Origin of the sequence: Geodermatophilus sp. CPCC 205506, from assembly GCF_051383635.1 — a bacterium.
GTDB lineage: Bacteria > Actinomycetota > Actinomycetes > Mycobacteriales > Geodermatophilaceae > Geodermatophilus.
In genome coordinates this window covers 1-26,902 of record NZ_JALPKP010000014.1, presented here as the reverse complement: position 1 = coordinate 26,902, position 26,902 = coordinate 1, and the positions used below count along the sequence as shown (strand labels likewise).

The window sequence follows — 26,902 nt, the reverse complement described above, 5'->3', positions numbered from 1 at the left end:
GTCTCTCCGTTCAGTGGCCGTGCGTTGGTGCGGTCAGGGAGGCGACGACGCTGCGGGCGAGCGTCGCCGCGCCGTCGAGGAAGGAGCAGGCACCGCGGCCGGGGAGAGTGGTCCCCCAGCGGGCGAGCTTCTCCCGGTGCTCGGGATCGGCGTCCCCGTCGCTCAGCGCGGTGAGCGTGGCGTGGATGGCCTTGGTGCCGTTGCGGCAGACGCCGCACTGGCGGGCGGACTCCGCGGCGTACCAGCCGCTGAGCTCGGTGGCGACGGCGAGGACGTCGTCGCCGGGCCCCAGGGCGGTGATCGAGGCACAGCCGAGCCCGCTGCCGACGGCCGCCACCTCCGCGTGCGAGCAGGCCAGCCCGGACAGGTCGCCGTGCAGGACCCCGCCGAACCAGCCGCCCATGAGCAGCCCCCTCGGGTCCTCCAGGGGGGCGCCCCCGGCCGCGAACAGCTCGCCGACGGTGCTGCCCAGCGGCGCCTCCACGACGGCGCCGTCCACGCCGGCGCCGGTGAGGGTGAACAGCGCCGTCCCTGCGGAGTCGTCGGTGCCGGCGGAGCGGAACGCCCGCGCTCCGTGGCGCACGATCCAGGCGGCCTGCGCGAGCGTCTCGACGTTGGACACCAGGGTGGGCCGGCCGTCGACCCCGCTCTCGAAGACCCGGGGCGGCTTGGCCAGCGGCAGCGCTGGGCCGCCGTTGATCGCCCGGCAGACCGCGCTCTCCTCGCCGGCGACGTAGGCCTCCGTCGTCCGGAAGACCTCGAGCCGGACCCCGTCGGGGACCAGGCCGGCCGCGGCCACCTCGGCGACGGCACGCCGCGCGGCGGCGACGCTGTCGGCCGAGGACACGTAGACGACCGCCCGGTCGGCTCCGACGACCCGCGCGGCGAGCAGCAGCCCGTCGAGCACCAGGTGCGGGCGGCGGGTGAGCAGCCAGCGGTCCTTGGCCGACGCCGGCTCACCCTCGTGGCCGTTGGCGACGACGACGGTCGGGCCGGAGGCGTCGGCGACGGTGCGCCACTTGACGTGGGCGGGGAAGCCGGCGCCCCCACGGCCGCGCAGGCCGGCCGCGGCCAGCGCGTCCACGACGCCGTCGACGGCGTCGCCGGCGAGGAAGCCCAGGCGCCGCTCGTCGGCGAGACCCCACTCCGGCGACTCGACGCCGGGGACCACCAGCCGGGCCGGGCCGCCGGGCAGCGTCCGCGCGGGGGCGAGGTCGCCGGCCGCCCGGTACAGCAGGGCCTGGGCGGCGGGCACGGTGGGCGCGGCCGGCGCGCTCATCGCACACCTCTGCCGGCCGGCACGGCGGCCAACAGCTCCAGCGCCCGGTCCAGGGAGATCACGTCGGCGTACTTGGCGTCGAGGTCGAGCAGGGCGGCGTCGTGCGGCCCGTGCTCCCGGTCGCCGACGCACTCCCGGACGACGAACGTCGGCAGGTCGGCGGCGCACGCGTCGACCACCGTCGCCCGCACGCACCCCGAGGTGGTCGCGCCGCAGACGATCAGGCTGTCGGCGCCGTACCCTGCGAGGACGCCGGCGAGCTCGGTGCCGGCGAACGCCGAGGCGTTCTGCTTGACCAGCACCGGCTCCCCGGCGCGGGGCGCGAGGCGCGGGTCTATCCGCTCCCGGCCGCTGCCCTCGACCAGCTCGGCGAGGACCGGCATCTTGCGCAGCCAGGTGCTCCGCGCAGCGGCTGGGAACGCGATCGTCGTGAACAGCACCGGCACACCGGCCGCCCGGGCGGCGTCCAGGAGGCGCCGGGTGCCGGCCACGACCGGGCCGAGCTCGAAGCCGGGCCCGCAGGCAGGGTCGGTGAACCCGTCCTGCAGGTCCACGACGACCACGGCCGGCGACGACCCCGGCGTGAGCCGGCCGGCGAGGCCCCCGGACCGGTAGCGGTCCAGGACCCCCGCGGTCCACCCGGTGCTGCTCATGCGTCCCTCCCCAGTGCCGACCTGCGGTCCACGTGCGGCTCGCGCCGGCTCACTCCGGCGGCAGGTCCGGCCAGTCGCCGGGACGGGCGCGCATGATGGCCGCGTAGTAGCGGTAGAGGTTGCGCTGGACGCCCTCCTCGTAGCGGGTCCAGTACGCGATGCCGGGGCCGGGCCAGTCCGTCACGCGGGTGGAGATGCCGATCCCGGGCAGGCCCATCTCGTAGTTGAGCTGGAAGTCGAGCACCTCCGCGGCGACCGAGCGGCCGGTGCGGCCGACGGTGATCCACGGCTCGGTGTCGTCCATCTCGAAGGCGCCGCCGACCGAGAAGGTGCCGAGGCCGGCGCGGTAGGCGCGGTCCTTCTGCTGTTGGGTCATGCGCTTGTAGCCGAGGAACCAGTTCCAGATCTCGATCTGGCCGGGCCCCTTCGGCTGCCAGGTGCGGATCGTGATGATCCCGGTCGGCGGGTGGGCGCTGCCGTCCTCGGTCATGGGCAGCGCGAGGATCGAGAAGTTCGGGAAGACGTTGCCCACGAAGACCCGGGACCGGCGCGCGATGTCGAGCTGGTGCTGGCTGATCCGGCTGGTGTCGAAGGTGTCGGCGAGGTCCTCGGGGAAGCCGAAGAACCGGGGGCCGGGCTCGTCCTCGTCCGGCGCCATCGAGAACGACAGCGAGTGTCCGGGGGCCGCCTGGATGTGGTAGCCCATCATGTTCTCGCGGAAGGGCACCGGAAAGGCGCCGATCTCCCAGACCGACCGGTGCAGGGTGCCCAGGTGGTAGTCGTCGCCGGAGAAGTTGTCGGCCCCCGACTTCCAGTTGGCGTCGACGACGAACCGCTGCGGCGCACCGAGCACCTCCAGGCCCTCGGCGTCCAGGCCGAAGATCAGGTCGAGGTACCAGGACATGCCGCCGAGGTACTCCTCCAGCGGCGGTGCCGTCGGGTCGAGCGTGGCGAAGACCAGGCCGAGGTAGGTCGACACCTGTGCCGCCGGGACCAGGCCGTTCTTGCCCTTGTCCATGCCGCCGAAGGCGTTGCGCCACAGCGGGGCGCCGACCAGGGAGCCGTCGGTGGAGTACGTCCAGCCGTGGTACGGGCAGCGGAAGTGCGAGGTGTTGCCCGAGTCGGCGCGGCAGACCTGCACGCCGCGGTGCCGGCAGGCGTCGAAGAGGACGTGCAGCTCGCCCTTCTCGTCGCGGGAGACGATGAAGTTGTCCTCACCGATCTTGCGGACGACGTAGTCGCCGTTGGCCGCGACCTCGGACTCGTGCGCCATGAACACCCAGCAGCGGCCGAAGACGCTGCGCAGCTCCTGCTGGTAGACGTGCGGGTTGCCGAACAGCGTGGCCGGGACCTGGCCCTTGGGCAGCCCGTCGTCCAGCTGGGTGAGCAGGCGGTCGACCTGCGGGTGCAGGGCGGGGTCGGCCGGGGTGGCCGGGCGCTCGACGATCTCGGTCATGTCGCTCTCCTCGAGGGGCCGCGGAGTCGGTGGAGGTGGGTCAGAAGAAGAGGGACAGGTTGTGCGTCCCGATGACGGTGAGGTCCAGGTAGACGACCCGTTCCAGCAGGCGCAGCCCGCCCTCCTCGCGACGGAGGACGTCGTGCCGCTCGCCGGCGAGGATCTGGGGGGTGGTCTGGTCCTGGCGGGTGCGGTAGATCAGCACGTTGCTGCGGACCAGGAGCTTGTCGGCGTCGGCGTGCCGCCGGACCCGCACGTTGGTGACGAAGTGCCGCAGCCGCGAGGGCGGGTCCTCCGCCCAGGCGTAGGTGGTCTCGTTCCGGGCGACCTTGCTGCCCAGGGACCCGTGGTTCTCGTTGAGGTGATAGGTGCCCTCGACGAAACCGCGCCCCCGGGCCCGCTCGACGGTCTCCCGGAGCGGCAGCTGGTAGACGACGTCCCTGCTGACCATCGTCTCCAGCCACTCGCGCTCGCGGAGGTCGTCGAGCAGCTCAGCCTCGTAGGCCAGGAAGTCCGAGGCCTCGACGTGCTCGGGGCTGGCGATCGACAGCGGCCTCACGGTGGTGGGCGCCGAGGCGGTGTCCGTCATCGCGGGATCCCTTCTGCATGCATTTTTGTATGTAGAGAGTGTGGCATGGGGCGCGTGTCACATCAAGAGCGACGGGCAACTCACCGGCGACCGGCTCCGGCCGCCGGTGAGCGCACCGTCAGGCCCGCTGGTGGGCCCGACGGTGTCCCGTTGCGCACGCGTCGCACACCGGCGCGTCGTCGGCCCCGGGGTCGCGGTCCATCTCCGCGGCCACGTAGGAGTCCTCGCACACGTGGCACTCGATCCACGTGCTCGCGGCGTCGGGCACCTCCTGGCGCGGGTCCAGCCCCGTGCGGACCCGCGGCGGCAGCACCGTCACCACGACCGCGTAGAGGACGACGCTGAGGACGAGAGCGACCACCTGGGCGGCGGCGGTGAACAGCGCCGGGACGGACGTGGTCTCGAGCAGGAAGATGCCGACGCCGGCGGACACGACCCACACCGCCAGGCCCCAGGTGACCTTCGGCAGCCGGGTGGCGCGGAACTCCGGGGTGTCCCGGTCCTCGCGCACCAGGGCGAAGTGGGTGAGCGCGATGCCGACCCAGGCCACGAGGAAGACGCCCTGCCAGCTCAGCGCCTGCTGCAGGTAGCTGAAGACGTTCGTGAGCATGAGCAGGAAGACCACGACCGTGGTGACGACGACCCAGGCGACCCGCCGGAGGCGCAGGCCGGTCAGGTTGGTGAGCAGCCGCTCCCAGTTCGACGACGCCAGGTAGTAGTTCAGGCTGTTGATGCGGGTCTGCGACACGACGATGAGCAGCAGGCCGACGAACCCGAGGGCGGCGATGATCGCCTCGACGACGCCGGTCTCGGCCGTCGGGTCACCGGGCAACGCGGCGCGGACGAGGAAGATGCCGGCCGCGCCGTTCGCCGCGAACAACCAGGCGTAGAACACCCAGCCGAACGTGACGTTCTTGTGGAACCCCTCGTCCTGGACCTTGGCGAACCGGGCGAAGTCCACCGTGGTGGGCATCGTCAGGTAGATGCCCATGTAGAGGATCGTGCCCAGGAGCCAGCCGGGGAGTGCCCGGGCCTCCGGTGGGACGACCCCCTCGAAGCCGAGCCACCCGGAGTCGGGGAACCTGACCGCTGCTGCGATGACCGCGGCGATGACGCCGACGGCGTAGAAGGGCAGGAGGAAGCCGTTCAGCTTGGCCATCCACGTCTGCACGCTGCCGAGCATCAGCGGCAGCATCGCCAGCGCGATGACCGCGTACCAGACCCGGATGTCCCAGCTCGGCGTGTAGTGCTGGAAGGCCACCGCGAGGGTGCTGCTCTCGAAGACCGCGTAGTAGGTGGTGTTGGCCGCGATCAACAGCGCGGTGAGCGAGGCGCCGACGACGCCGAACATGCGGCGCGACAGCAGTGTGCTGTTCAGCCCGCTGCGCGCCCCCCAGCGGGTGAACAGCCAGTTGATGAGGGAATAGGTGACAACGGACAGGCCGATCGCGATCAGCGCATCCCGCGTGCCGAAGAGGGTCGAGGCCAGCGCGCCGTAGAACAGCCACACCATCGCACTGAGCAGCGACCAGAACGACATCGTGAGCTGCCAGCGCCCCACCCGGGCGGTGAGGGGGACCACGTGGTTGCTGTAGTCGTCGGCCAGCTGCCTCGCCACGACGTCCGGGTCGTCGGTGGAACGGGTCGTCAGCGGCGGCGCCGAGAGGTCCGGTGCGAGTGCCATGGGCTTCTCCAGTGGACGGGATGCACTGCACACATAAATGCATGCAGTTCTGTGCCCGAGAACCAACCGTGATCCAGCCCACAAGTCAATGGGTCCGCGCACGTTTTCCACGGCTGTCCCCCGGCCGTGGACGGGCCGCTCCCGGTCGAGCGCACGCCGACGACCCCGCGCTCCCGGGAGCACGGGTTGGGCGGCGCGGAGCCGGCGGATCAGGGCGTGAGCCGGCTCCGCGTCCGGGCGCGGACGGTCCTCTCCTCGTCGGGGAGCACGAAGAGGGTCAACTGCTCCCCCTCCGCATCGGTCATGCGCAGACAGGTCTGCTCCCAGGGGGTCCGGGTGACCTCCCCGGTCGCCTTGGCGCCGACGGCCTCGAGCCGGTCGGCGAGCGCGCGCAGCCCGGCGACGTCGGAGACCTCGACTCGCAGACCGTGGTCGCGGCCCAGCGTCGTCCCGGTCTCGGACTGGTCGACCAGATCCCACTGCCGGTCGTCGAACAGCTCCACCGCGGCGTACACGGCGCCGAAGAGCACGCCGCGCTGCCCGCCAGGGTGCGTCCACTCGTCGACGACCTGCATGCCCAGACCGTCGCGGTAGAGCCGCACGGCACCGTCGAGGTCAGCGACCCGCAGGCAGACCCGCAGCTCGTCGAAGGGGGTGGGCTGCGGGACGGGCGCCGGCTCCGGGCGACTGACCAGGACGTAGAGGTAGCCGTCGGGCGCCCGGAAGTGCGACCACGCGGTCGCCCAGGAGTCCTCGACGCCGTCGTGGACCTCGCCGACGAACTCGATCCCGCCCGCCTCGAGGTGGGCCCGGACCTCTCGGACGTCGTCCACGAGGATCCCGGCGACCGGGTGCTCGAAGAAGTCGTGGTCACTGTCGGTCGGCTTGAACACCTCGAAGCCGCTGCCGTCGGGGAACCGGAACACGCGGGCCCCGGCCTGCTCGCGTTCGACCGGCAGCCCCAGCCGGCCGTGCAGCAGCTCGGTCATCGCGTCGAGCTCGGGACTGCTGGAGCCGAGCCAGGCCAGTCCCATGACCCTCATGCAGGTCCGGCCCTGTGAATGCTGTTTTGCATGCAGTTGACCGTACGAGGTGCCGCGCCGGGGGGTCAACCATCCAGGAGACGGGTGGCCGGGGTCAGACCTTCTCGACCAGCTGGTCGGCGATCCAGCCGCCGATGGCCAGCAGCAGCCCGCCGAGGATGGCGGTGCCGAAGCCGTCGACCTGGAGGCGGTCGGTCAGCGCGGCGGTCAGGCCGAGCAGCGCCGCGTTGACCACCAGCAGGAACAGCCCGAGGGTGAGCAGCACGAACGGCAGCGACAGCAACCGCAGGATCGGTCCGATGATCGCGTTCACCACCGCGAAGATGAGCGCGATCCACAACCAGGTGCCCAGCTCCCCCAGTGGCCCCGCGGCGTTGGCGTCCACCTGGACGCCGTCCAGCAGATAGGCCACGCCGTAGAAGACGCCGGCCATGAGCACGACCTTGAGCGCGAACCTGATCACGGCCCCACGCTAGCGGCCGGAGATCGCGAACCGGCCCGTGTCGGGCGGTCTAGGCACGTCTAGCCGCCCGGCTAGACACCGGCAGACGACGGTCGACGGCGACACGCGCTACGCACTTCTACCGATCTCTACGGCCCGGGCTAGACGCGCCCATACGGTGCTCGTCATGGACCCCGTGCGGAACCCGTACGCCCCGGGTGCCGGCCAGCGCCCCCCGGAGCTGGCCGGCCGGGACACCGAGCTGTCGGCCTTCGACGTCGTGCTGGAGCGGATCGCGCACGGCCGCCCCGAGCGCTCGCTGGTGCTGACCGGGCTGCGCGGCGTCGGCAAGACGGTGCTGCTCAACCAGCTGCGCTCGGCGGCCATCGGCCGCGGCTGGGGAACGGGCAAGATCGAGGCCCGGCCCGACCAGTCGCTGCGCCGGCCGGTCTCCTCCGCGCTGCACATGGCCCTGCGCGAGCTGCGGCACCCCGACCAGGACTCGATGGACGCCGTCCTGGGGGTGCTCAAGGCGTTCGCGCTGCGGCAGGTGCCGGACGCGAAGATGCGCGACCGGTGGCAGCCCGGCATCGACGTGCCGGCCGCCGGCGGGCGGGCCGACTCCGGCGACATGGAGATCGACCTGGTCGAGCTGCTCAGCGACGCCGCCGGGCTGGCCGCCGACGTCGGCCGCGGCATCGCGCTGTTCATCGACGAGATGCAGGACGTGCAGGCCGACGACGTCTCGGCGATCTGCGCCGCCTGCCACGAGCTCTCCCAGCAGGGCGCGCCGCTGATCGTCGTCGGCGCCGGGCTGCCGCACCTGCCGGCGGTGCTCTCGGCGTCCAAGAGCTACTCCGAGCGGCTGTTCCGCTACCTGCGGATCGACCGGCTGGACCGCCCCGCCGCCGACCGCGCGCTGCTCGCGCCGGCGGAGCGGGAGGACGTCACCTTCGAGGCCGGTGCGCTGGACGCCCTCTACGCCGCCGCCGACGGCTACCCGTACTTCGTGCAGGCCTACGGGAAGGTCACCTGGGACGTCGCCGCCGCCTCCCCCGTCACCGCCGCGGACGTCGCCATGGCCGCGCCGGTGGCCGAGGCCGAGCTGGCGGTCGGTTTCTTCGGCTCGCGCTACGACCGCGCCACCCCCGCCGAGCGCGAGTACATGCACACCATGGCCGAGCTGGGCGGGCCGGGCGGCACCGCGGTGGCGACGTCGGAGGTCGCGGTCTCCCTCGGCCGCAAGCCGGCGTCCCTCTCCCCCGCCCGGGACTCGCTGATCAAGAAGGGCCTGGTCTACTCCGCCGAGCGCGGCCAGATCGCCTTCACCGTGCCGCACTTCGGCCGCTACCTGCTCAGCCACCCGGACTGAAGCTCCCCCTAGGGCAAAGGAAGCTCTACCCGCGTCCCCGGCCCGCTGACGTGGGTAGAGCTTCCAATGCCGCACACCCAGCGCGGTCTCTGCACTCGACAGGGCACGATGTGTGCACGCAGCGCTGGCGAGATCGGGGATGCCGTGCCGACGTGGCTGGAGGCCGGCCTGTGGGGCCTGCTGGGCGGTGCCGCCCTGGTGCTCGGGGCGCTGGTCGCCTGGTTCGTGCGGGTGCCGCAGACGGTCATCGCCTCGGTGATGGCCTTCGGGTCCGGGGTGCTCATCTCGGCGGTGGCCTTCGACCTCATGGCGGAGGCCGCCGACACCGGCGGGCTGGGACCGACGGCGGTCGGGTTCGTGGGCGGCGCGCTGGCCTACGTCGCCGCCAACGCCGCGCTGGCCCGTCGCGGCGCCCGGCACCGCAAGCGCTCGGGGTCCCAGCAGCCCTCGGAGGACCAGCAGTCCGGCAGCGGGGCCGCGATCGCGATCGGCGCGCTGCTCGACGGCGTCCCGGAGTCCGTCGTCCTCGGGCTCGGGCTGCTGGGCGGCGGGTCGGTGAGCCCCTCGGTGCTGGCGGCCGTGTTCATCTCCAACGTGCCCGAGGGGCTCTCCTCGGCAGCCGGGATGAAGGCCAGCGGCCGCTCCGCGCGCTACGTGTTCGGAGTGTGGGGCGGGATCGCCGTCACCAGCGGGGTCGCGGCGCTGGTCGGCTACGCCGCGCTCGGCGAGGCCCCGCCGGAGGCGATCGCGGTCATCACCGCCGTCGCGGCCGGGGCGATCCTCACCATGATCGCCGACACGATGATCCCCGAGGCGTTCGAGCGGACCCGCACCTGGACCGGCGTCATCACCACCCTCGGCTTCCTCGTCGCCTTCGCGATCGACGTGGCCGGACGGTGACCGGCCCGCGCTGCGGCCCGCGCCCGCCCCGGGCAGGGTGGGACCCGTGAGCGACCCGGTTGTCGACCCCGTGCAGATCACCGTTCCCGTCGACGGCGGGGAGCTCGCCGCGCTGCGCTGGCCGCCGGCCGCGCCCGGTGCCCCGATCGCCGTCCTCGTGCACGGCATCACCGCCAACGCGATGGCCTGGGCCCGGGTGGCCGGCGCGCTGGCCGGGGAGTTCGAGGTGGTGGCCCCCGACCTGCGCGGCCGGGCCGGCTCGGCGGGGCTGCCCGGCCCCTACGGCATCGAGGCGCACGCCGCCGACCTCACCGCGCTGCTCGACTCCCTCGGCGCGGACCGCTCCGGCGCGGACGCCGCCGTCCTGGTGGGTCACTCGATGGGCGCGTTCGTCGCCGCGCTGGCCGCCGCGGGCACGGCGCGCGACCGGGTGCGCGGTCTGGTTCTGGTCGACGGCGGCCTGGCCCTCCCCCAGCCGCCCGGGGCCGACGTCGACGCGATGCTGTCCGCCCTCCTCGGCCCGGCGCTCGACCGGCTGTCGATGACGTTCCCCGACCTCGCCGCGGTGCGCGCGTTCTGGGCGCAGCACCCGGCCGTGGGGCCGTGGATCGACGTCCCCTCGGTGGCCGCCTACCTGGCCCGCGACGTCACCGGCGAGCCCCCGGCCCTGCGCAGCACCTGCGTGCAGGAGGCGGTCCGCGTCGACGGCGGGGACGTGCTGCTCAACGAGCGGCTGCTGGAGGCGACCACCGACCTGCCGGTGCCGGCGACGCTGCTGTGGGCCCCTCGCGGCCTGACCGACCGCCCGCCGGGCCTCTACGACGAGGTGCGGCTGGCCGGGCTGGGGCTCGAGCCCTCGGGGATCACCGCCCGCGAGGTGCCCGACACCAACCACTACTCGATCCTCTGGGCCCCGCAGGCGGTCGAGGCGATCGCGGCCGCCGTCCGGGACGCCGCCGCGCGGACCTGAGGAGGCCCGTCCTCCCCGCCCTTCGCGGGCGGGCGGGGCCGTTCCCAGGTCGGCGGGTGGGCCCTGACGGCGAGCACCGCGACGTCGTCCTCCACGCCGCCGCCGGTCATCTCGGCCAGCAGCCGGTCGCAGAGCGCGTCCAGGGACTCCCCGGCGGAGGCGGCCACCAGCCGGCGCAGCTGGTCGCGGCCCTCGTCGAGGAGCACGCCGCGCCGCTCGAAGAGCCCGTCGGTGAACAGCAGCACCGTTCCGCCGTCGGGGACCGGCACCACCCCGTCGGCCCGGGGCCCGCGCCAGCCGATGCCCAGCGGCGGCCCGACCGGCGCGGAGAGGTCGCTGACGGTGCCGTCGGGGTGGAGCAGCATCGGGTCGGGGTGACCGGCCGAGGACCACCGCAGCCGGCGCCGGCCGGTCGACCGGTCGGCGGGCGCCTGCTCGATCCGGCAGACCAGCGCGGTGGCCATCGTCGGCACGGCCAGCCCGACCAGGGCGTGGTCGACCCGGCGCAGGACGCCGGCGGGCTCCTCCAGCCGGTCGAAGGCGATCGCCCGCACCAGCGTCTTGACCTGCCCCATCGCGGCCGCGGCCTCGATGTCGTGGCCCATGACGTCGCCGATGACGACCACCGTGTCGCCGTCGGGCTGCTGGAACGCGTCGTACCAGTCGCCGCCGATGGACACCCCGCGGGTGGCTCCCCGGTAGCGGACGGCCAGCTCGAGCCGCTCGGGCTGCACCGGGGGCGAGAGCAGGCTGTGCTGCAGCCGCTCGGCCACCTGCTGGCCGGCCGCGGCGAGCCGTGCGTTGTCGAGGGCGAGCGCGGCCCGGCGGGAGGCGATCTCCGCCGTCCGCAGCTCGGCCTCGGTGTGCGCGCCGCGGTCGGGGCCGTTGACCAGCGTGAGCGCACCGAACACCTCGCCGCGGGCCAGGAGGGGGAAGGTCGCGACGGCGGCCGGCCGCAGCGGCTCCAGCAGGGCGCGGGTGGCCCGGTCGCCGACCATCTCGTCCACGTGGTGCGGCAGCAGCTCCTGGATCACGACCGGCCGGCCGCTGCGCAGCGCGGTGGGCACCGGCGCGCTGCGCTCGTTGGTGCGCACCCGCGCGTCGGCGTACCGGTGCATCGCCTCGACCAGGGCGGGGTCGCGGTGCGCCCGGCCGACGTCCCGCCGGGTGCCGTCCGGGTCGACCACGCTGACCAGGCACCAGTCGGCGAGCAGCGGGACGACGAGGTGGGCGAACCGGTCGACGGCCTCGTCCACGTCGACGGTGGAGGTCATGGCCAGGTTGATGTCGCCGAGCAGCATGAGGTGCCGGCCGGCCCGCTCCGCGCTCGCGGCGGCGTCGGCCGCGACCCGCGCCGCCTCCTCCCGCGCGGCGATCGCCGCGGCGCGCTCCCCCTCGACCCGGCGCCGCTCGGTCACGTCGTCGAAGGTGACCACCAGGCCCGCCTCGGTGAGGAAGGCGTCGGCGCGGAACCACCTGCCCAGCGGCGCGAACCACGCCTCGGTGCTGCCCGACGTGCCCGTGGCGCGCACCCACCGGTACAGCTGCTCGAACGGGCCTCCGACGGCCTCGGGGAACTGCGCCCACACGTCCCGGCCGACGAGCCCCTCGACGGTCCGGCCGAGGACCGCGGCGCCGGCGGCGTTGACGTAGGCGAAGCGCCAGTCGTCGTCCAGGACCAACAGGGGCCGGTCCATGCCGTCCACCGCCTGCAGCAGCAGGTCGGAGGGGGGCGGCACCCCGGAGTCCCGGTTCACGGTGATCACTCTGCCTCATCGCCGTACCCCGCCCGGCGCGTGCGAGACCGCTCGCCCGGCCGGCGGACGATGCCACGGCCGCGCTGCTTGGCAGCGGGGGTCCGCCCTGCCACCATCCGGGAGCCCGCCACGACCCCGGCGGGCCGGTGCGGGGGAAGCGCCCCGGGTGGTGCCCGGCGCGCGCAGCGGAGGGGGTGGTCGTCGTGGCGGACCACCTTCCGCTGCCGGCTCCGGTCGAGGACCCGGTCCTCGCCGTCGGCGTCCTGGCCTCGCTGCCCGCGGCGCTGCTCGCGCTCGATCCGCAGGAGCGGGTCGCCTACGCCAACCCGGAGGCCGTGCGGCTGCTCGGCCGGCCGCTCCCCGAGCTGCTCGGGCGCGCGGTCGCGGAGGTCTTCCCGGCGGACGTCGGCGGCACCGTCAGCGCGGCGTGCGCCGACGCCGTCGCCACCGGGAGGCCGGTCGCCGTGGAGCTCGCGCTGCCCGGCATCGGCGAGGGGTGGTTCGAGCTGCACGCCTGGCCGGCACCCGCGGGCCCGGCGGTCGCGCTGATCGACGTCAGCCCCCGCCGGCGGGCCCAGCAGGCGGCCGACCGGGCCCGTCGGGACGCCGAGCGGGCCGGAGCCCGGATGGCCCTGCTGGCCGCGGTCACCGCCGAGCTCTCCGGGGCGCTGGACGGCGAGTCGGCGCTGGGCAGCCTGGCCCGGCTCGTGGTGCCGGCGCTGGCCGACGGCTGCATCGTCACCGTCATCGACCGGGAGGGCCGGGCCCGGGACGTCGGCGCGTGGCACACCGACCCGGCCCGCCACGAGCTGCTGGAGCGCTACGCGCAGGTGCGGCTGGACACCCTCCCGGAGGCGTCGCCGGTGGCGCGGGCACTGCGGTCGGGCACCGCGGCGCAGGAGTCGGTGGCCGCCATCCTGACGCTCATGCCGCCCGGGCCGGCGCGACAGCTGCTGCAGGAGCTCGGCCCCGAGTCGGCCGTCGTCCTGCCGTTGACGGCGGAGGAGCGGCCGGTCGGCGTCCTGACCCTGTACCTCGACCCCGGCCGCAGCGCGGACGCCGACGACGTGGCCGCGGCGGCCCAGGTGGCCGCGCAGGCCGCGCGCGCGGTGGACCGCGTGCACCGGCAGAGCCAGCAGGCGCAGCTGGCCGAGGCGCTGCAGCGCAGCCTGCTCACCGACCCGCCCACCATCGAGGGCGCCGAGGTGGCCGTGCGCTACGTGCCGGCCGCCGAGGCCGCCCGCGTCGGGGGCGACTGGTACGACGCGTTCCTGCACCCCAGCGGCGAGCCGGTCGTGGTCATCGGCGACGTGGCGGGCCACGACACGGCGGCCGCCGCGGAGATGGGCCAGCTGCGCGGCCTGCTGCGGGGCATCGCGCACTACAGCGGCGCGGGCCCGGCCGAGGTGCTGCACGGGCTGGACGCCGCGATGGCGCAGATGCACCCCGGCACGCTGGCGACCGCCGCGATCGCCCGGCTCGAGCGCGGCGGGACGCTGCTCCGGTGGGTCAGCGCCGGGCACCCGCCGCCGCTGGTCGTCGATCCCGACGGCACGGTCACCGTCCTCTCCGACGGCCTGGGCGACCTGCTGCTCGGGGTGGACCCGACCGCGGCCCGCCGGGAGTTCACCGTCCCGTTGCGGCCGGGCGCGACCGTCCTGCTCTACACCGACGGGCTGGTCGAGCGGCGCGACACCGGCGTCGACGAGGGCGTCGCCCGGCTGCGCGAGCACCTGGCCGAGCTGGCCCCGCTCCCGCTCGAGCGGCTGTGCGACGCGGTCCTGGCCCGGATGGTGGACGGCACACCGAACGACGACGTCGCGCTGGTGGCCATCAGCCTCCGGTCCCCCGCCTGAGCGCATCCCGAGGGACGCCTCACTCCGAGGGGTCGGAAACCGGCCGCGACGATTGAGCCGCCGAGGTGGTGGGCACCCCTTCCCCGTCGCAGAAAACCGACGGACGGAGAGGGCGAAGTGAGTCGACTCGCGTGGCCGTTGCGCCCGCTCCCCGACGGCCGGGGCGAGGTGTGGCGCTGGGACCTGGAGACGGTGTCCGAGCTGCCCGCCGCCCGGGCGGTCCTCCGCTCGCGGCTCGGTGGCGTCGGCTTCCTCGATGAGGACGACCAGGCCGCCGAGCGACTCGTCCTCGCGTTCGACGAGCTGGCGTCCAACGCGCTGCGGCACGGCCTGTCGCCGGTGGTGGCGACCGTCATCGCCGGCAGCGGCGGCTGGCTGCTCGACGTCAGCGACCGCGACCCCGAGACCATGCCCGCCCCCGCCGTGGACCGGGACCCCGCGCAGGGCGGGCTGGGGCTGTACCTGGTCGCGCGGCTGTCGGTGGCCCACGGCTGGTACGTCAACGACGACTGCAAGCACGTGTGGGCCTGCCTGCCCACCACGATCGAGGACCGCCAGCCCGCGTACTCCTGACAGGTCCCCGTGCAGGGTCCCGCCGCGAGCGTGCGAGGGGCGAGACCCTGCACGGGGGTCCTTCTGCAACGCGACGGCCCCGGGGGATCGCCCCGGGGCCGTCGCGTGTGCAGTGCGCCCGGGACGGCGGGAACTCGCGTTCCGGCGCCGTCCCGGGGCGTCCGGTAGGTCAGGCCCCCGAGGGGACCACCAGGGAGAGCCCGCCCTTGCCGTAGCCCGGGACCTCCACCGCCAGGTCGAGGCGGTTGAAGCCGGCGAGCATGCCGGCGATGTCGTCGGGCAGCTCGTCGCCCGGGGCGTACAGCTTGTAGAGCTTCGAGTGCGGCGCACCCGGGACGTTGAACAGCGCCGACAGCACGTTGACGACCTCGTGCAGGGCCTCGGTGAGCATGGACGTCAGCTCGCCGTCCTCCTCGACGGCGTCCTGGACGCCGCCGGGAGGCAGGAGCGCCAGGGCACCGCCGGTGTAGGCCGACAAGCCCAGGTCCATGACGCACAGGGCGTTCACGGTCATGCCAGGGTCGACGTAGACGGCGACCGAGACGGGGCTCTTCGCGGTGGGGGTGACCGGCGCGCCCGGCGCGACGGCGACCGGCTTGCCCACCAGGCCGGTGAGCATGTCCTTGACCGGCTTGGCGTCCGGCAGGACGACGGCGAGGGGCGTGCTCACACGATCACCCCGTCCAGGGCGTCCTTGAAGGTGTCCTCGTTGAACGGCTTGGCGATGAGGAACAGCGCGCCGGCGTCGGCGGCCTTCTCCCGCATCTCCGGCGAGCCCTCGGAGGTGACGAACCCGAAGGGGACGCCGGAGCCGGACGAGCGCAGCGCCTCCAGGCACTCCAGCCCGCTCATGTTGGGCATGTTCCAGTCGGACAGGACCAGGTCCGGGTTCTCGGCCCGCACCTTGTCGAAGGCGTCACGGCCGTCCTCGGCCTCGACGATGTCGTGGTCGTCGTAACCGGCCTGCCGCAGGGTGCGGATGACGATCTGCCGCATGACGCGGCTGTCGTCGGCGACCAGGATCTTCACAGGGGCACTCCGTTCTCGTGGGTGAGGTCCGATCCCGGGAGCTCCAGGGCGGCGGGGGTGCCCCCCTGGACGGAGATGGACAGCGGCCGGCCGCGCCACTGGGCGTCGACACGGCAGGTGTCGGCCGGCGCGGACGCGCGCGGCGCGACCCCGACCTCGGGCAGGCCGAGGACGGACGGTCCGGGGAGGACGGCCTTGACGTTGCCGCCCACCACGTTGGCCAGCTCGCCGAGGGCGTCGGTGACGTCCTCGGCCTCCAGCTCGGCCGGGGCGTGCTCGCGCAGGAGCGCGCGGGTCAGCTCCTCGGCGGTGTCCCGGTCACAGGTCAGGACCACGGTGCCGGTCCAGGGGCCGGCGATCTCGACCCAGGAGCTCAGGGCGTCGGGGCCGGTCTCGCCCGGCAGCGGCAGGAGGACCTCGTCCTCGCCGACGAGAGCGGCCCAGGCCTGGTCGGCGATCTCCTGGATCGTGGCCTCGTCGAGCAGTGCGGTGATGACCGGCGCGCTCACAGCACGACCTCCTGGGGGAGCAGGCCGAGCAGCGCGAGCTTGTCGCGGATGGCGTCGGCGGTGAACGGCTTCAGGACGTACTCGTGCGCGCCGGCGGCCAGGGCGCGCACGATCTGGGACTGCTCGCCCTCGGAGGTGACCATCATCAGCGTCACCGCCCGCCAGGCGGGGTTGGAGCGGACGGCGGAGACGAACTGCAGCCCGTCCATCACCGGCATGTTCCAGTCGATGGTGCACAGGTCGGGCACCCAGCCCTCGTGCAGGACGTCGAGCGCCTCCTGGCCGTGGCCAGCCTGGCGGGTCTCGTAGCCGAAGCCCTCGAGGGTCCCGCTCACGATGCGCCGCATGGCGCGTGAGTCGTCGATCACCAGAGCACGCACGGTCAGGCCCCCTTCAGCGGGCGGTAGGCGGAGCTGCGGCCGATGACGACCCGCTCCCAGGAGTCGTCGACGCCGAGGGTCGTTTCTGCGGCGCCGAGGAAGAGCCAGCCGTCGGGGCGCATGAGCGCGCGCACCCGGCGGAGGATCGCCTGCTTGGTGGGCAGGTCGAAGTAGATGAGGACGTTGCGCAGGTAGACCACGTCGAACGGGCCCATCCGCGGCAGCGGGGCAGCGAGGTTGCACTCGCTGGCGGTGACCATCCGGCGCAGCGGAGGCGCCACCTCCCACTCCGTGCCGGCCCGGGAGAAGTGCCGGACCAGCATCGGCGCGGGCAGCCCGCGGTTGACCTCCAGCTGGCTGAACCGGCCGGCGCGGGTCCGCTCGACCATCTCGCGGGAGATGTCGGTCGCGGTGATGGAGACCCGGGACGCGGCGTTGGGCAGCGCGTCCTCGAGCAGCATCGCGATCGTGTACGGCTCCTGCCCGCTGGAGCAGGCCGCCGACCAGATCTGCAGCCGGTCGGCCGGCCTGCGGTCGGCCAGCAGCGAGGGCAGCACCGTCGAGGTGAGCGCGGTGAACGGGTCGCCGTCCCGGAACCACGAGGTCTCGTTGGTGGTGAGCGCCTCGACGATCTTGCGGGTGGACTCGGGGCTCGGCCGGGTGCGGACGGAGTCGACGAACTGGCCGACGTCCGGCAGGCCCATCTGGCGGGCGATCGGCAGCAGCCGCGCCTCGACCAGGTACTCCTTGCCCGGGGCGAGCACGATCGCGCTCTCCCGGTGCACGAGCTGACGGACCCAGTCGAAGCCGGTCGCGGTGAGGGTCATCGCCGTCCTCCGACGGTTGCCGGGACCCCGGTGGCGGCCCGGGGGGCGGACAGCCGCCGGTGGATCGCCTCGGCGACCCGGTCCAGCGGCAGGATCTCGTCGGCCAGACCGGCCGCCGCGACCGCACCGGGCATCCCCCACACGACGGAGGTGGCCTGGTCCTGGACGACGACGGCGCCGCCGGCCTCGCGGATGCGCCCGGCACCGGCCCGGCCGTCGGAGCCCATCCCGGTGAGGACGACGCCCAGCACCGCCCCGTCGAACGCGTCGACCGCCGAGCGGAACAGCGGGTCGACCGCGGGCCGGCAGAAGTTCTCCGGCGGGCTCTGGCTGAGCGCGGTGGTCAGGCCGCGGCCGGTGCTGCGGATGGTCAGGTGGTGGTCGCCGGGGGCCAGGTGCACGGTGCCCGGCGCCAGCTGGGTGCCGTCGACGGCCTCGACGACGCGCAGGGCGCACAGCCGGTCCAGCCGCTGGGCGAACTGGCGGGTGAACACGGGGGGCATGTGCTGGACGACCAGCACCGGCACCGGCAGGGTCGCCGGCAGCACGGGGAGCAGCTTGGCCAGTGCCTCCGGGCCGCCGGTGGAGGAGCCGATGACGAGTGCCGCGGGCGGCTTGACCGGGCCCTGGCGGGGTGCCGGGGGACGGATGCGGGCCGGGGCGGGCGCCGCGGCGCGCGCCCGGCCGGGGGTGACCGGGCGGCCGGTCAGCGCCTTGATCTTGGGGATGAGCTGCTCGCGCACGCTCTCCATCGACTGCGCGACGCTGCCGACGTTGGCCGGCTTGGTGACGTAGTCGTTCGCGCCCGAGGAGAGTGCGTCGAGGGTCGCCGCCGCGCCGCGCTCGGTGAGCGTGCTGAACATGATGATCGGCACGCGGCTGCGCGCGGCGCGGATGGCCCGGACCGCCTCGATGCCGTTCATCTCCGGCATCTCGATGTCCATCGTGATCAGGTCGGGCTTCAGCTGCTCGAGCTTGCCGACCGCGATGCGGCCGTTGACCGCGGTGCCGACCACCTGGATCGCGGGGTCTCCGGACAGGACGTCGGTCACGATCTTCCGGACGACGACCGAGTCGTCGACCACCATCACCCGGATCGGGTCCATCCGTCCTCCGTCTCCCTGGGGGCAGGCCCGGCAGGGCTCTCGCGTGCGTGGATCGACGGCACCGCCCGGAGGCCGCGGGGCGCGGGGGCGCGCCGCTCCGGTGGGGCGCGTCCGACGGCGGTGCCCGTCCTCCGAGTTGTCGGCCCACCGCGACCGGTCCTTGAGCCGATCCCGCTGATTTCCCGGACCTTTTTCGCCGGGCCGGGAATGCGATCACCGACCATTCCGGAGCATTTGTCGACAGGTGGCCGGAGCAGCCCCGGGTGACCTCCGCCGGCGGGTCCCGGAACGGTGGGCCGGGGCTCGTCGAGCGTCGTCTAGCCCTGTCTCGGACGGACCGCAGAGAGCCGCAGACGGACCTGACGTGTCAGGCGCCGCCTCCGCCCGGCAGGATGCGCCCGGTGAGCCGAGGGGGGCTGGCCCGGTCGACCGCACTCGTGGCCGGGCTGACGCTGGGCAGTCAGCTCCTGGGCTTCCTGCGGGACGTGGTCCTGGCCGCGGTGTTCGGGGTGGGCTCGGAGATCGACGCCTACCTGGTCGCCCAGGGACTGATGAACCTCGTCCTGGCGCTGATGGCCGGCGCCGTGGCGAAGTCCGTCGTCCCCACCGTGGCCCGGTCGGTCGCGGACGGGGAGCCCGAACGCGGCCGGCACAGCGTGCGCGTCGCCCTCACCGTCACCGTGCTGGTGATGCTGGCCGCGTCCGTCGTCATGGCGGTGCTGGCCCGCCCGCTCGTCGCGGCGCTGGCCCCCGGCTTCGACGGGGAGACCGCCGACCTGGCCGTCCGCCTCACCCGGCTGGTGGTGGCGGCCACCGCGCTGATCGCGGCCACCAACGTGCTGGCCGGCGCGGCCCAGGGGCACCGGCGCTTCGGCTGGGCCGCGGCCCAGGGGATCCCCTTCAACATCGCGCTGATCGTCGCCGCGCTGGGGTTCGGCAGCGTGTACGGGGTGACGGCGCTGGCGGTCGGGTTCGTCGTCGGGAGCGGGCTGCGGCTGCTGCTCGTGCTGCCGCCGCTCCTGGCGGTGGGCCAGTCGCTGCGCCCGTCGCTCGACGTCCGCGACCGTGGCTTCCGCGAGATGGTGGCGCTGGTCCCGCCCCTCCTGGTGGGCAGCGCGGTCTCCCAGGTCAACACCCTCGTCGACCGGGCGGTCGGATCGGCGACCGGCGAGGGGGCGATCACCGCGCTGAACTACGGCTGGCGGCTGGTCGGGCTGGCCGACACCCTGGTCGTGGCCACGGTGGCGACCACGCTCTACCCCGCCCTCGCCGCGGCCGCGCGCCCGGGCCGGACGCGCGACCTCGACGACCTGGTGCGGCGCGGCTGCGGCGTCCTGCTCCTGCTGGTGGCGCCGTGCGTGGTGATCCTCTCCGTGGCCGCCGAGCCGGTGGTGTCGCTCCTGTTCGAGCGCGGCGCCTTCGACGCCGAGGCCGTGCGGCTCACCGCCCTGGCGGTCACCGGGTACGCCGCCTCGCTGGTGGGCCTGGCCCTGCGCGAGCCGGCGACCCGGGCCTTCCTGTCCCTGGGCGACTCACGCACCCCCGTGGCGCTGGGGCTGCTCGGCATGGCCGTCAACGTGGTCGGCGACCTCACCCTGGGGGTCCGGTTCGGCGTCCTGGGGCTCGCCGTGTCGACGTCGCTGTCCCTGCTGCTCGTGGCGGCGCTGTCGCTGTGGCGGCTGCGCTCCGCCGGCGATGGGCTGTCACTGACCGGCCTGGGCCGCTGCTCTGCCCAGGTCGCCCTCGCGGCGGCCTGCGGCGCGGTACCGGCGGCGCTCCTGGCGCGGTACGGGGACGGGCTCGGAGGCACGGCGGCCGCGACGGCGAGCTGCCTGACGGTCTACCTGGTCGTGCTGTGGGCGTTGCGCTGTCGGGAGCTGGGCGAGCTGGGGCGCGCCGTTCGCGGGCTGGTCGCCCGCGGGTGACCGCCGCACGATGACGAACGGCCGGCCCTCCGAGCCCTGCCCCATCGGGTTGTCCCCCAACGCGGCCATGAGATCGGAGGCGGGCAGTGCGGTCCCGGAGACCGCCCGCACCGAGCCGCCCCGGTCGTTGACGTCGACGATCGCGACCCCGACGCCCAGCCGCCGCTCCAGCCGCTCGGCCAGCTCCCGAGCCGCCATGGGCTCCAGGGGCGGCAGCAGCAGGTCGAAGTAGGGCGGCCGCATCCCGTCCAGGTCCCGGGCGAACGACCCCGCCATCCGGTAGAAGGAGCCGCGCAGGCCCAGCGGCCGCAGCACCGAGCAGCAGGCGGCGGCGAGGACGACCCGCACCCGACCCTGCCGTTCCAGGACCAGCTGCATCTTCTCCGGGATCGACAGGCCACAGCTGCTGCCGACGGTCCGGACGTGCCGGGACAGGAACCGGGCCAGCCGCCCCGGGACGACCCGCTCCCGGGGGATGGCCCCACCGGTCAGCAGGACGGCGACCTTCTCGCTCACGCCGACCGTGTCGCCCGGACGCCGCAGCGCGGCCGTGGACCGATCGAGCTCCGTGGCCAGGTCGTCATCCGGCACCAGCCACCGCGTCGACACGGGGTGGCTGGTCCACCAGCGGGTCGTCGTCGGGCAGGTCGACCAGGTGCTGGGGTGGGGCATGGGGGCCTCCGCGTCCTCGTCTCCGTGATCCGGGCCGCCGAGGGTGGCGGTCGAGCGCGGAGCACCCGGCGAGACACGCGTGAGCCACGTCACATCCGTTGCCGGCGTCGGGTACGGGTGCGGCGCGGCGTGGCGCCCGGCCCGCGGCCGGTCACCGCCCGTACGCCCGGCTCCGGCCCTGTGCCGGGAACTCCGGGACGACCACGGGGGATGACGCGCCGGGCCGCCGGGTAGCCCGCGCCGCATGGCCCTCCCCCGCGTCCTCGTCCTCGTCCTCGCCGGTGGCGCGGGCGGCCGCCTGGAACTGCTGACCGAGCGGCGGGCGAAGCCGGCCGTGCCGTTCGCCGGCGTGTACCGCCTGATCGACTTCCCGCTGAGCAACTGCCAGCACGCGCAGCTGTCCGACGTCTGGGTGTCGGTGCAGTTCCACCCCACCTCGCTGTCGCAGCACCTGGCCAACGGCCGGCCGTGGGACCTCGACCGCACCACCGGCGGCCTGCTCGTGCTGCCCCCGTACCAGGGCACCGAGCGCGCCGGCTGGGTCTCGGGCACGGCTAACTCGCTGTGGCGGTACTCGCCGCTGATCCGGGACTTCGACGCCGACGCGCTGGTCGTCGTCAGCTCCGACGCCGTCTACGAGCTGGACTACCGCGAGGTCGTCGACGGCCACCTGGACTCCGGCGCCGAGGTCACGATGGTCACCACCGAGGTGGCGGCGGACGACGCCGCGCGCTACGGCATCGTCGAGGTCGGCGAGGGCGACCGGATCCGGGACTACGCCTACAAGCCCGACGAGCCACGGACGACGACGGCGACCAACGAGGTGTTCGTCTTCAGCCCCGACCCCACCCTCGACCGGCTGGAGGCCCTGGCCGCCGAGCACGGTGAGGACGGCCTGGAGGACCTCGGCTCGCACCTGCTGCCGGCCCAGACCAGCGACGGGCTGGCCCGCGCCCACCCGCTGACCGGCTACTGGCGCGACGTCGGCACGGTGGACGCGTACTGGGCGGCCCACCAGGACTTCCGCTCCCCCGAGCCCCCGCTCGACCTCGACCACCCCCGCTGGCCGGTGCACACCCGCGGTGGCCGGCACAGCGCCGCCCGGGTGCTGCGAGGCGCGGAGGTGGAGGACAGCCTGGTCTCCGGCGGCACCCGCGTGGCCGGCCGGGTGATCGGGTCGGTGCTGTCGCCCGGCGTCGTCGTGGAGGAGGGCGCCGTCGTCGTCGACTCGGTGCTGCTGCCGGGGGTGCGGGTGCGGGCCGGCGCCACGGTCACCCGCACGGTGCTCGACGACCGGGTGGACGTCGGGGAGGGCGCGTCGGTGGGCGGCGAGGGAGAGGTCACCCTCGTCGGGCGCGAGGCCACCGTGGCGTCGGGCAGCGAGCTCCGCGCCGGCGCCCGCTTCCCCGACCCCGACGACGACGACGAGGCATAGGAAGCTCTACCCACGTCCTGCGACTCAGGACGCGGGTAGAGCTTCCTATGCCTGGGGAGAGCGCCGGGTCAGGCTCGCGGGGCCAGCAGGACGTCGAGCGCGTCGGCGCCCAGCAGGTCGGCCATGACGATCCCCTGCACGCAGCCGGCCACGGCGTTCCACGCGCCGGCCGCCGCCCCGGCCGCGTCGAAGCCGCCGTCGAGGAACGCCTGGACGGCGAGCAGCTGGGCGATGGCCAGGGTGCGGGTGCGGCCGGAGACGTGCGCGGCCCAGGACCCCTCGTGCATCGCGGTCGCCCACGGCCGGCGCCGGGCGCGGCCCTCGTCGACGGCGGCCAGCCAGCGGGCCCGCCCGGCGGCGTCCAGCCCGCGCAGGCCGTCCAGGAGGCCGGTCAGCTCGCCGGTCGCCGGGCCGAGGTCGAGGTCCGGGGCGCCGACCATGCCCGCGGCGACCGCGACCGCGAACGGGCCGGTCAGCTGGCGGCGCACCAGCGGCGGGAGGACGGCGGCCGCCCACGAGCCGACCGCGGCGTCGGCGAGGACGTCGGCCGCGGCGTCGCGGGTGTCCTCGTCCACCAGCGCGGCGGCGGGGTGCTCCGGGCCCAGCACGTCGTCGCGGACCACCCGTTCGAGGGCGGCGGCGTCGCCGATGGTGCTGCGCTCGAGCGAGGCGATGAGGACGGCCGCCCGGTCGGTGCCGGGCAGGTCGGCGGCGCTGCGCACGTGCGGCACGGCGACGGCGAGCTCGCGGGCGCGGCGGGACCGGACGGCGAGCGTGGCCCGCGCCTCCCGGTCGCGGCCGGCGGCCGGGTGCACGGAGGCCAGCTGCTCGAGCGTGGTGGCGTCGGACGCGAGGCCGGCCAGCAGTGCGTCGGCGACGGCGCGGCCGGCCGGCAGGCGGACCAGGTCGAAGCCGAGGGTGGCGGCACTGACCAGCGAGTAGGGCACGGCGGCGCCTCCCAGTTCACTTCCCCCGAGGTGAGGTCAGCCCATGCTGACGGTGATCACCAGGCTGCGCCACGTGGTCGTCACCCGTTCGCCGGACCCCGGTCAGGGGGGTCCTGCGTGTCCTCGGCAGAAGCGTCAGCGCCCGGTTGCGGACAGTGACCGGAAAGGGGCCGGCCCCCGGGCCGGCGGCCTCCGAGGAGGACCGCCGGACCGGGGGCCGGGGGGAAGGGCGTCGGCCGCCGGGGAAGTCCGGCCGCGCCACGATCAGGGGTGCCGCTCAGGCACCGACCGCCTTCTGGACGTCCAGCGCCAGCAGCAGCTGGCCGTCGAGCTTGAACGCCCCGCGGATCAGCTCGCGGGCGGAGCCGTCGAGGGTGTCCGGCGGCGCCTCGAAGTCGGCCGGATCGACGTCCACGACGTCGGCGATCGCGTCGACGAGCAGGCTCACCGCCTCGCCGTGCAGCCGGACGACGATCACGACGGCGTCGGTGTCCTCGGGCCGCGGCGGGCGGCCCAGCCGCTCGCGCAGCTCGATCGCCGTCACGACCTGCCCGCGCAGGTTGATCAGGCCGGCGACGGCGCTGGGCGCCAGCGGCACCCGGGTGAGCCCCTGGCTCCGCAGCACCTCCTGCACGTGCGCCACCTCGACGCCGTAGAGGTCGCCGTCCAGCCAGAAGGTGGCCAGCTGGCCGCCCACGGCGGGGGCCGCGGTGTCCGTGGTCATCTCAGACCTCCAGGAGGGACGAGGGGACGCCGGCCGGCGTCACGGGAGCGGAGTAGAAGGCCGGGTCGGCGGCGAGGATCGCGGCCCGGACGTCGAGCAGCTCGGTCACCTTGTCGCCCAGCACGGCCGAGCCGAGCAGGCCCAGGTCGTCGATGTCGCTGCGGACGGCCGCCTCGCCGTCGACGATGTCGAGGATCTCCTCGACCACGATGGCGACGCTGCGCCCGTGGTCGCTGTAGACGATGACCTCGAGGACCTCGCGGTCGGTCTCGCCGTAGGCACCCAGGTGCCGGTCGAGCCGGACGATCGGCAGGATCGCGCCGCGGTACTGGACGACCTCGCGGTTGCCGACCCGCTCGACCGCCTCGGCCCGCACCTGCTCGAGGCGGGTGACGGTGTCCAGCGGGATGGCGACCCGGCGGCCGCCCCCGATGGCGGCCAGCAGCATCCGCTGCCGCTCCGACTCGGTGACCGCGGACTGCAGGGCGGCCGCGCGTGACTCCTGCCGGTCGCTGGTCTCGGTGCGCAGGGCGCGCCGGGCCAGCGCCTGGACGTCGAGGATCAGCGCGACCGTGCCGTCGCCGAGCACCGTGGCGCCCGAGTACAGCCCGATCGCCTTGAGCTGGCCGCCGACGGCCTTGACGACGATCTCCTCGGTGTTGATCACCCGGTCGACCACGAGCCCGAAGCGGCGGCCCTCGGAGCGGAGCACGGCGATGACGACGTGGCCGTCGTGCCGGTCGGAGGTCAGCCCCAGGACGTCGGTGAGCCGGACCAGCGGCAGCAGCTCGCCGCGGAGCCGGTAGACCGGCGCGCCACCGACCTCCTCGACCGCGTTGGCGGCCTTCTCGGCGTCGAGCGACACGAGCTCCTGCAGGCTGATCTGCGGGATGGCGTAGCGGTCGCCGGCGCACTCGACGGTCAGCGCCGGGACGATCGCCAGGGTCAGCGGGATGCGCAGCCGGCAGACGGTGCCCTTCCCGGGCATCGACTCGACCTCGATGGTGCCGCCGATGGACTCGATGTTGGTCTTGACGACGTCCATGCCGACGCCGCGGCCGGAGACGTTGGTGACCGCCGCGGCCGTGGAGAAGCCCGGCAGGAAGATCATCTGGAGGACGTCCTGCGGGCCCATCCGGGTGAGCGCGTCCGGGGTGACCAGGCCGCGCTCGACGGCCTTGGCGCCGATCCGGGCCGGGTCGATGCCCGAGCCGTCGTCGGCGACCTCGACCACGACCTGGCCGCTCTCGTGCTTCGCGCGGAGGAACAGCACACCCTCGGCGGGCTTGCCGGCCGCGGCGCGGGCCTCGGGGGACTCGATGCCGTGGTCGACGGAGTTGCGGACCAGGTGGGTCAGCGGGTCCTTGACCGCCTCGAGCAGCGTCTTGTCCAGCTCCGTGTCGCGGCCCTCCATCTCCAGGCGGACCGACTTGCCGCACTGCAGACCCAGGTCGCGGACGACGCGGGGCAGCTTGGACCAGATGTGGTCGATCGGCTGCATGCGCGTCTTCATGACGCCCTCCTGCAGCTCGCTGGCGATGAGGTTCAGCCGCTGCGAGGCGCGCAGCAGATCGGTGTCGTTGGTGCGGCCCACGTACTGGACGATCTGGTTGCGGGTCAGCACCAGCTCGCCGACCAGCAGCATCAGCTCGTCGAGCAGGTCGACGTCCACGCGGATGGTGCTGTCGGCGACGGCGCGGCGGGTCTGGCCGCCGCCGTTGTCGGCAGCGGGCGCGACGTCGGCCTCGTGCACGTCGGCGGCCTCGGCCACCGGCTCGGGCCGGGGAGCGGGGACCACGGGGGTGTCGGTCACGGCGGCGGGCACCTCGGCGACGGGGTCGGGAGCGGTTCCCGCGGGGGCGGTCAGCGTGGCGGCGGGCTGCTTGGCGGCCGTCGCCTTGCCGGCGGTCTTGGCGGTGCTCGCCTTGGCCGCGGTCTTGGCGGTGCCCGCCTTGGCGGGGGCCGGCTTGGCGATCGCCTGCACCTCGACCTCGGGAGCGGGCTCGGGGGCGGGAGCGGCCTCGACGGCCGGCTCGTCGTCCATCGCCGCGCTGATGGCGGCGACGACGGCGGAGACGTCGACGGAGCCCTCGCCGCCGGTGGCCTCGATGGAGGCCAGCAGCGAGCGGACGGTGTCGACCATCTGCAGCAGCACGCTGGTCCGGCGGGGGGTCAGCGCGAGGGCGCCGTCCCGGAGCCGGGAGAGCATGTTCTCCCCGACGTGGGTGACCTCCTCCAGGCGGTGGAAGGCGAGGAAGCCGCTGGTGCCCTTGATCGTGTGGATCGTGCGGAAGATGCTCGAGAGCCGCTCCCGGGAGTCGGGCTCCTGCTCCAGGGCGACCAGGTCGGTGTCCAGCTGGTCGAGGTTCTCGTGGCTCTCGACCAGGAACTCCTCGACGATGTCGTCCAGACCGTCCACGTTGCTCTTCTCTCTCGTCTCCGGCGCTGCACGCGCTTCGGAGGGGTCATCGGACACGGGAGGCCGAACCTCAAGCCCAAACGGCCGGGCGGCTGCGCCCCGGCCGGCCCGGGCCGGGAGGGGCCGACGTGGCCCCTCCCGGGCGGATCAGTAGGTGAAGCGGGCCACGCTGGTGCGCAGGTCGGCGGCCATCCGGGACAGCTCGTCGACCGCGGTACGGGTCTGGGTCAGCGCCTGGGTGGTGGCCCCCGCGGCCTCGGACACCCCGCTGATGTTCTCCGCGATCTGCCCCGACCCGCTCGCCGCCTCCTGCACCGACCGGGACATCTCGTTGGTGGTCGCGGTCTGCTCCTCC

Annotated in this window: 24 protein-coding genes and 1 pseudogene; 7 read left to right on the top strand and 18 right to left on the bottom strand. The window is 74.5% G+C overall.

Features of this window, described 5'->3' with window-relative positions:
- Positions 1-10 precede the first annotated feature (10 nt).
- From MY520_RS10070 to MY520_RS10040, 7 genes are all read right to left on the bottom strand, one after another.
- The gene (locus MY520_RS10070; protein ID WP_436691953.1) at positions 11-1,279 is read right to left on the bottom strand and encodes an NADH-ubiquinone oxidoreductase-F iron-sulfur binding region domain-containing protein; all 1,269 of its coding nucleotides are present in this window, start codon (positions 1,277-1,279) and stop codon (positions 11-13) included.
- Positions 1,276-1,932 (bottom strand): isochorismatase family protein, encoded by a 657-nt coding sequence (locus MY520_RS10065; RefSeq protein WP_436691952.1) that lies wholly within the window; start codon positions 1,930-1,932, stop codon positions 1,276-1,278. The genes MY520_RS10070 and MY520_RS10065 overlap by 4 nt, the downstream gene beginning before the upstream one ends.
- A gap of 49 nt (positions 1,933-1,981) precedes the next feature.
- Positions 1,982-3,388, bottom strand: coding sequence for an aromatic ring-hydroxylating oxygenase subunit alpha (locus MY520_RS10060; protein ID WP_436691951.1), 1,407 nt, complete (start codon positions 3,386-3,388; stop codon positions 1,982-1,984).
- A gap of 40 nt (positions 3,389-3,428) precedes the next feature.
- Positions 3,429-3,977, bottom strand: a complete 549-nt coding sequence (locus tag MY520_RS10055) for an aromatic-ring-hydroxylating dioxygenase subunit beta (RefSeq protein ID WP_436691950.1) — start codon at positions 3,975-3,977, stop codon at positions 3,429-3,431.
- Positions 3,978-4,095: 118 nt separating this feature from the next.
- The gene (locus MY520_RS10050; protein WP_436691949.1) at positions 4,096-5,661 is read right to left on the bottom strand and encodes a purine-cytosine permease family protein; all 1,566 of its coding nucleotides are present in this window, start codon (positions 5,659-5,661) and stop codon (positions 4,096-4,098) included.
- Positions 5,662-5,870: 209 nt separating this feature from the next.
- Positions 5,871-6,704 (bottom strand): VOC family protein, encoded by an 834-nt coding sequence (locus tag MY520_RS10045; protein ID WP_436691948.1) that lies wholly within the window; start codon positions 6,702-6,704, stop codon positions 5,871-5,873.
- Positions 6,705-6,798: 94 nt separating this feature from the next.
- On the bottom strand, positions 6,799-7,167 hold the full coding sequence (locus MY520_RS10040; RefSeq protein WP_436691947.1) for a phage holin family protein: 369 nt from the start codon (positions 7,165-7,167) through the stop codon (positions 6,799-6,801).
- A gap of 166 nt (positions 7,168-7,333) precedes the next feature.
- Here MY520_RS10040 and MY520_RS10035 point away from each other — a divergent pair, with 166 nt between their 5' ends.
- The 3 genes from MY520_RS10035 (at position 7,334) to MY520_RS10025 (ending at position 10,388) form a co-directional block, all read left to right on the top strand.
- Positions 7,334-8,518, top strand: a complete 1,185-nt coding sequence (locus MY520_RS10035; RefSeq protein WP_436691946.1) for an AAA family ATPase — start codon at positions 7,334-7,336, stop codon at positions 8,516-8,518.
- A gap of 144 nt (positions 8,519-8,662) precedes the next feature.
- Entirely contained in the window at positions 8,663-9,418 is a 756-nt protein-coding gene (locus MY520_RS10030) for a ZIP family metal transporter (RefSeq protein WP_436691945.1), read from the top strand.
- Positions 9,419-9,464: 46 nt separating this feature from the next.
- Positions 9,465-10,388, top strand: coding sequence for an alpha/beta fold hydrolase (locus MY520_RS10025; RefSeq protein ID WP_436691944.1), 924 nt, complete (start codon positions 9,465-9,467; stop codon positions 10,386-10,388).
- On the opposite strand, the gene MY520_RS10020 is transcribed toward MY520_RS10025, so the two are convergent.
- Entirely contained in the window at positions 10,313-12,154 is a 1,842-nt protein-coding gene (locus tag MY520_RS10020) for a SpoIIE family protein phosphatase (RefSeq protein ID WP_436691943.1), read from the bottom strand. The two genes, MY520_RS10025 and MY520_RS10020, sit on opposite strands and share 76 nt — an antisense overlap.
- 194 nt (positions 12,155-12,348) lie before the next feature.
- Between MY520_RS10020 and MY520_RS10015 the strand changes: the two genes are divergently transcribed.
- Positions 12,349-14,001 (top strand): SpoIIE family protein phosphatase, encoded by a 1,653-nt coding sequence (locus MY520_RS10015; RefSeq protein ID WP_436691942.1) that lies wholly within the window; start codon positions 12,349-12,351, stop codon positions 13,999-14,001.
- Positions 14,002-14,118: 117 nt separating this feature from the next.
- A complete protein-coding gene (locus tag MY520_RS10010; RefSeq protein ID WP_436691941.1) occupies positions 14,119-14,574 on the top strand; it encodes an ATP-binding protein in 456 nt (151 codons plus the stop codon).
- Positions 14,575-14,743: 169 nt separating this feature from the next.
- On the opposite strand, the gene MY520_RS10005 is transcribed toward MY520_RS10010, so the two are convergent.
- From MY520_RS10005 to MY520_RS09980, 6 genes are read right to left on the bottom strand one after another with little or no spacing between them, the layout of a single operon-like run.
- Positions 14,744-15,244 (bottom strand): hypothetical protein, encoded by a 501-nt coding sequence (locus MY520_RS10005; RefSeq protein ID WP_436691940.1) that lies wholly within the window; start codon positions 15,242-15,244, stop codon positions 14,744-14,746.
- Complete coding sequence (locus MY520_RS10000; protein ID WP_436691939.1) at positions 15,241-15,603, bottom strand: response regulator; 363 nt, start codon at positions 15,601-15,603, stop codon at positions 15,241-15,243. The genes MY520_RS10005 and MY520_RS10000 overlap by 4 nt, the downstream gene beginning before the upstream one ends.
- Positions 15,600-16,112: a chemotaxis protein CheX gene (locus tag MY520_RS09995; protein ID WP_436691938.1), complete on the bottom strand. Its 513-nt coding sequence runs from the start codon at positions 16,110-16,112 to the stop codon at positions 15,600-15,602. Before MY520_RS09995 ends, MY520_RS10000 begins: the two co-directional genes overlap by 4 nt.
- Positions 16,109-16,480: a response regulator gene (locus tag MY520_RS09990; RefSeq protein ID WP_436691937.1), complete on the bottom strand. Its 372-nt coding sequence runs from the start codon at positions 16,478-16,480 to the stop codon at positions 16,109-16,111. The genes MY520_RS09995 and MY520_RS09990 overlap by 4 nt, the downstream gene beginning before the upstream one ends.
- Positions 16,481-16,494: 14 nt before the next feature.
- Positions 16,495-17,319 carry a CheR family methyltransferase gene (locus tag MY520_RS09985; protein WP_436691936.1) on the bottom strand — a complete coding sequence of 275 codons (825 nt, stop codon included), beginning with the start codon at positions 17,317-17,319 and terminating at the stop codon, positions 16,495-16,497.
- Positions 17,316-18,425: a protein-glutamate methylesterase/protein-glutamine glutaminase gene (locus tag MY520_RS09980; protein WP_436691935.1), complete on the bottom strand. Its 1,110-nt coding sequence runs from the start codon at positions 18,423-18,425 to the stop codon at positions 17,316-17,318. The genes MY520_RS09985 and MY520_RS09980 overlap by 4 nt, the downstream gene beginning before the upstream one ends.
- A 401-nt stretch (positions 18,426-18,826) precedes the next feature.
- On the opposite strand from MY520_RS09980, the gene murJ reads away from it, so the two are divergent.
- Positions 18,827-20,350, top strand: a complete 1,524-nt coding sequence (murJ, locus tag MY520_RS09975) for a murein biosynthesis integral membrane protein MurJ (protein WP_436691934.1) — start codon at positions 18,827-18,829, stop codon at positions 20,348-20,350.
- Positions 20,351-21,266: 916 nt separating this feature from the next.
- On the top strand, positions 21,267-22,457 hold the full coding sequence (locus MY520_RS09970; RefSeq protein ID WP_436691933.1) for a glucose-1-phosphate adenylyltransferase family protein: 1,191 nt from the start codon (positions 21,267-21,269) through the stop codon (positions 22,455-22,457).
- 68 nt (positions 22,458-22,525) lie between these two features.
- Here MY520_RS09970 and MY520_RS09965 read toward each other — a convergent pair whose 3' ends face one another.
- The 4 genes and pseudogenes from MY520_RS09965 to MY520_RS09950 form a co-directional block, all read right to left on the bottom strand.
- A complete protein-coding gene (locus MY520_RS09965) occupies positions 22,526-23,404 on the bottom strand; it encodes a hypothetical protein (protein ID WP_436691932.1) in 879 nt (292 codons plus the stop codon).
- 277 nt (positions 23,405-23,681) lie between these two features.
- Positions 23,682-24,128 (bottom strand): chemotaxis protein CheW, encoded by a 447-nt coding sequence (locus MY520_RS09960; protein WP_436691931.1) that lies wholly within the window; start codon positions 24,126-24,128, stop codon positions 23,682-23,684.
- Between the two features lies 1 nt (position 24,129).
- A complete protein-coding gene (locus MY520_RS09955; protein ID WP_436691930.1) occupies positions 24,130-26,547 on the bottom strand; it encodes a chemotaxis protein CheA in 2,418 nt (805 codons plus the stop codon).
- A gap of 147 nt (positions 26,548-26,694) precedes the next feature.
- Positions 26,695-26,902 (bottom strand): annotated as a pseudogene (locus MY520_RS09950) (methyl-accepting chemotaxis protein); the annotation flags it as partial.

Bases quoted from the DNA above. Each gene is read 5' to 3' on its own strand.
- MY520_RS10045 (WP_436691948.1), bottom strand. From the start codon at position 6,704: ATGAGGGTCATGGGACTGGCCTGGCTCGGCTCCAGCAGTCCCGAGCTC.
- MY520_RS10070 (WP_436691953.1), bottom strand. From the start codon at position 1,279: ATGAGCGCGCCGGCCGCGCCCACCGTGCCCGCCGCCCAGGCCCTGCTG.
- MY520_RS09970 (WP_436691933.1), top strand. From the start codon at position 21,267: ATGGCCCTCCCCCGCGTCCTCGTCCTCGTCCTCGCCGGTGGCGCGGGC.
- MY520_RS09980 (WP_436691935.1), bottom strand. From the start codon at position 18,425: ATGGACCCGATCCGGGTGATGGTGGTCGACGACTCGGTCGTCGTCCGG.
- MY520_RS10055 (WP_436691950.1), bottom strand. From the start codon at position 3,977: ATGACGGACACCGCCTCGGCGCCCACCACCGTGAGGCCGCTGTCGATC.
- MY520_RS10060 (WP_436691951.1), bottom strand. From the start codon at position 3,388: ATGACCGAGATCGTCGAGCGCCCGGCCACCCCGGCCGACCCCGCCCTG.
- MY520_RS10065 (WP_436691952.1), bottom strand. From the start codon at position 1,932: ATGAGCAGCACCGGGTGGACCGCGGGGGTCCTGGACCGCTACCGGTCC.
- MY520_RS10035 (WP_436691946.1), top strand. From the start codon at position 7,334: ATGGACCCCGTGCGGAACCCGTACGCCCCGGGTGCCGGCCAGCGCCCC.
- MY520_RS09985 (WP_436691936.1), bottom strand. From the start codon at position 17,319: ATGACCCTCACCGCGACCGGCTTCGACTGGGTCCGTCAGCTCGTGCAC.
- MY520_RS09960 (WP_436691931.1), bottom strand. From the start codon at position 24,128: ATGACCACGGACACCGCGGCCCCCGCCGTGGGCGGCCAGCTGGCCACC.
- MY520_RS10050 (WP_436691949.1), bottom strand. From the start codon at position 5,661: ATGGCACTCGCACCGGACCTCTCGGCGCCGCCGCTGACGACCCGTTCC.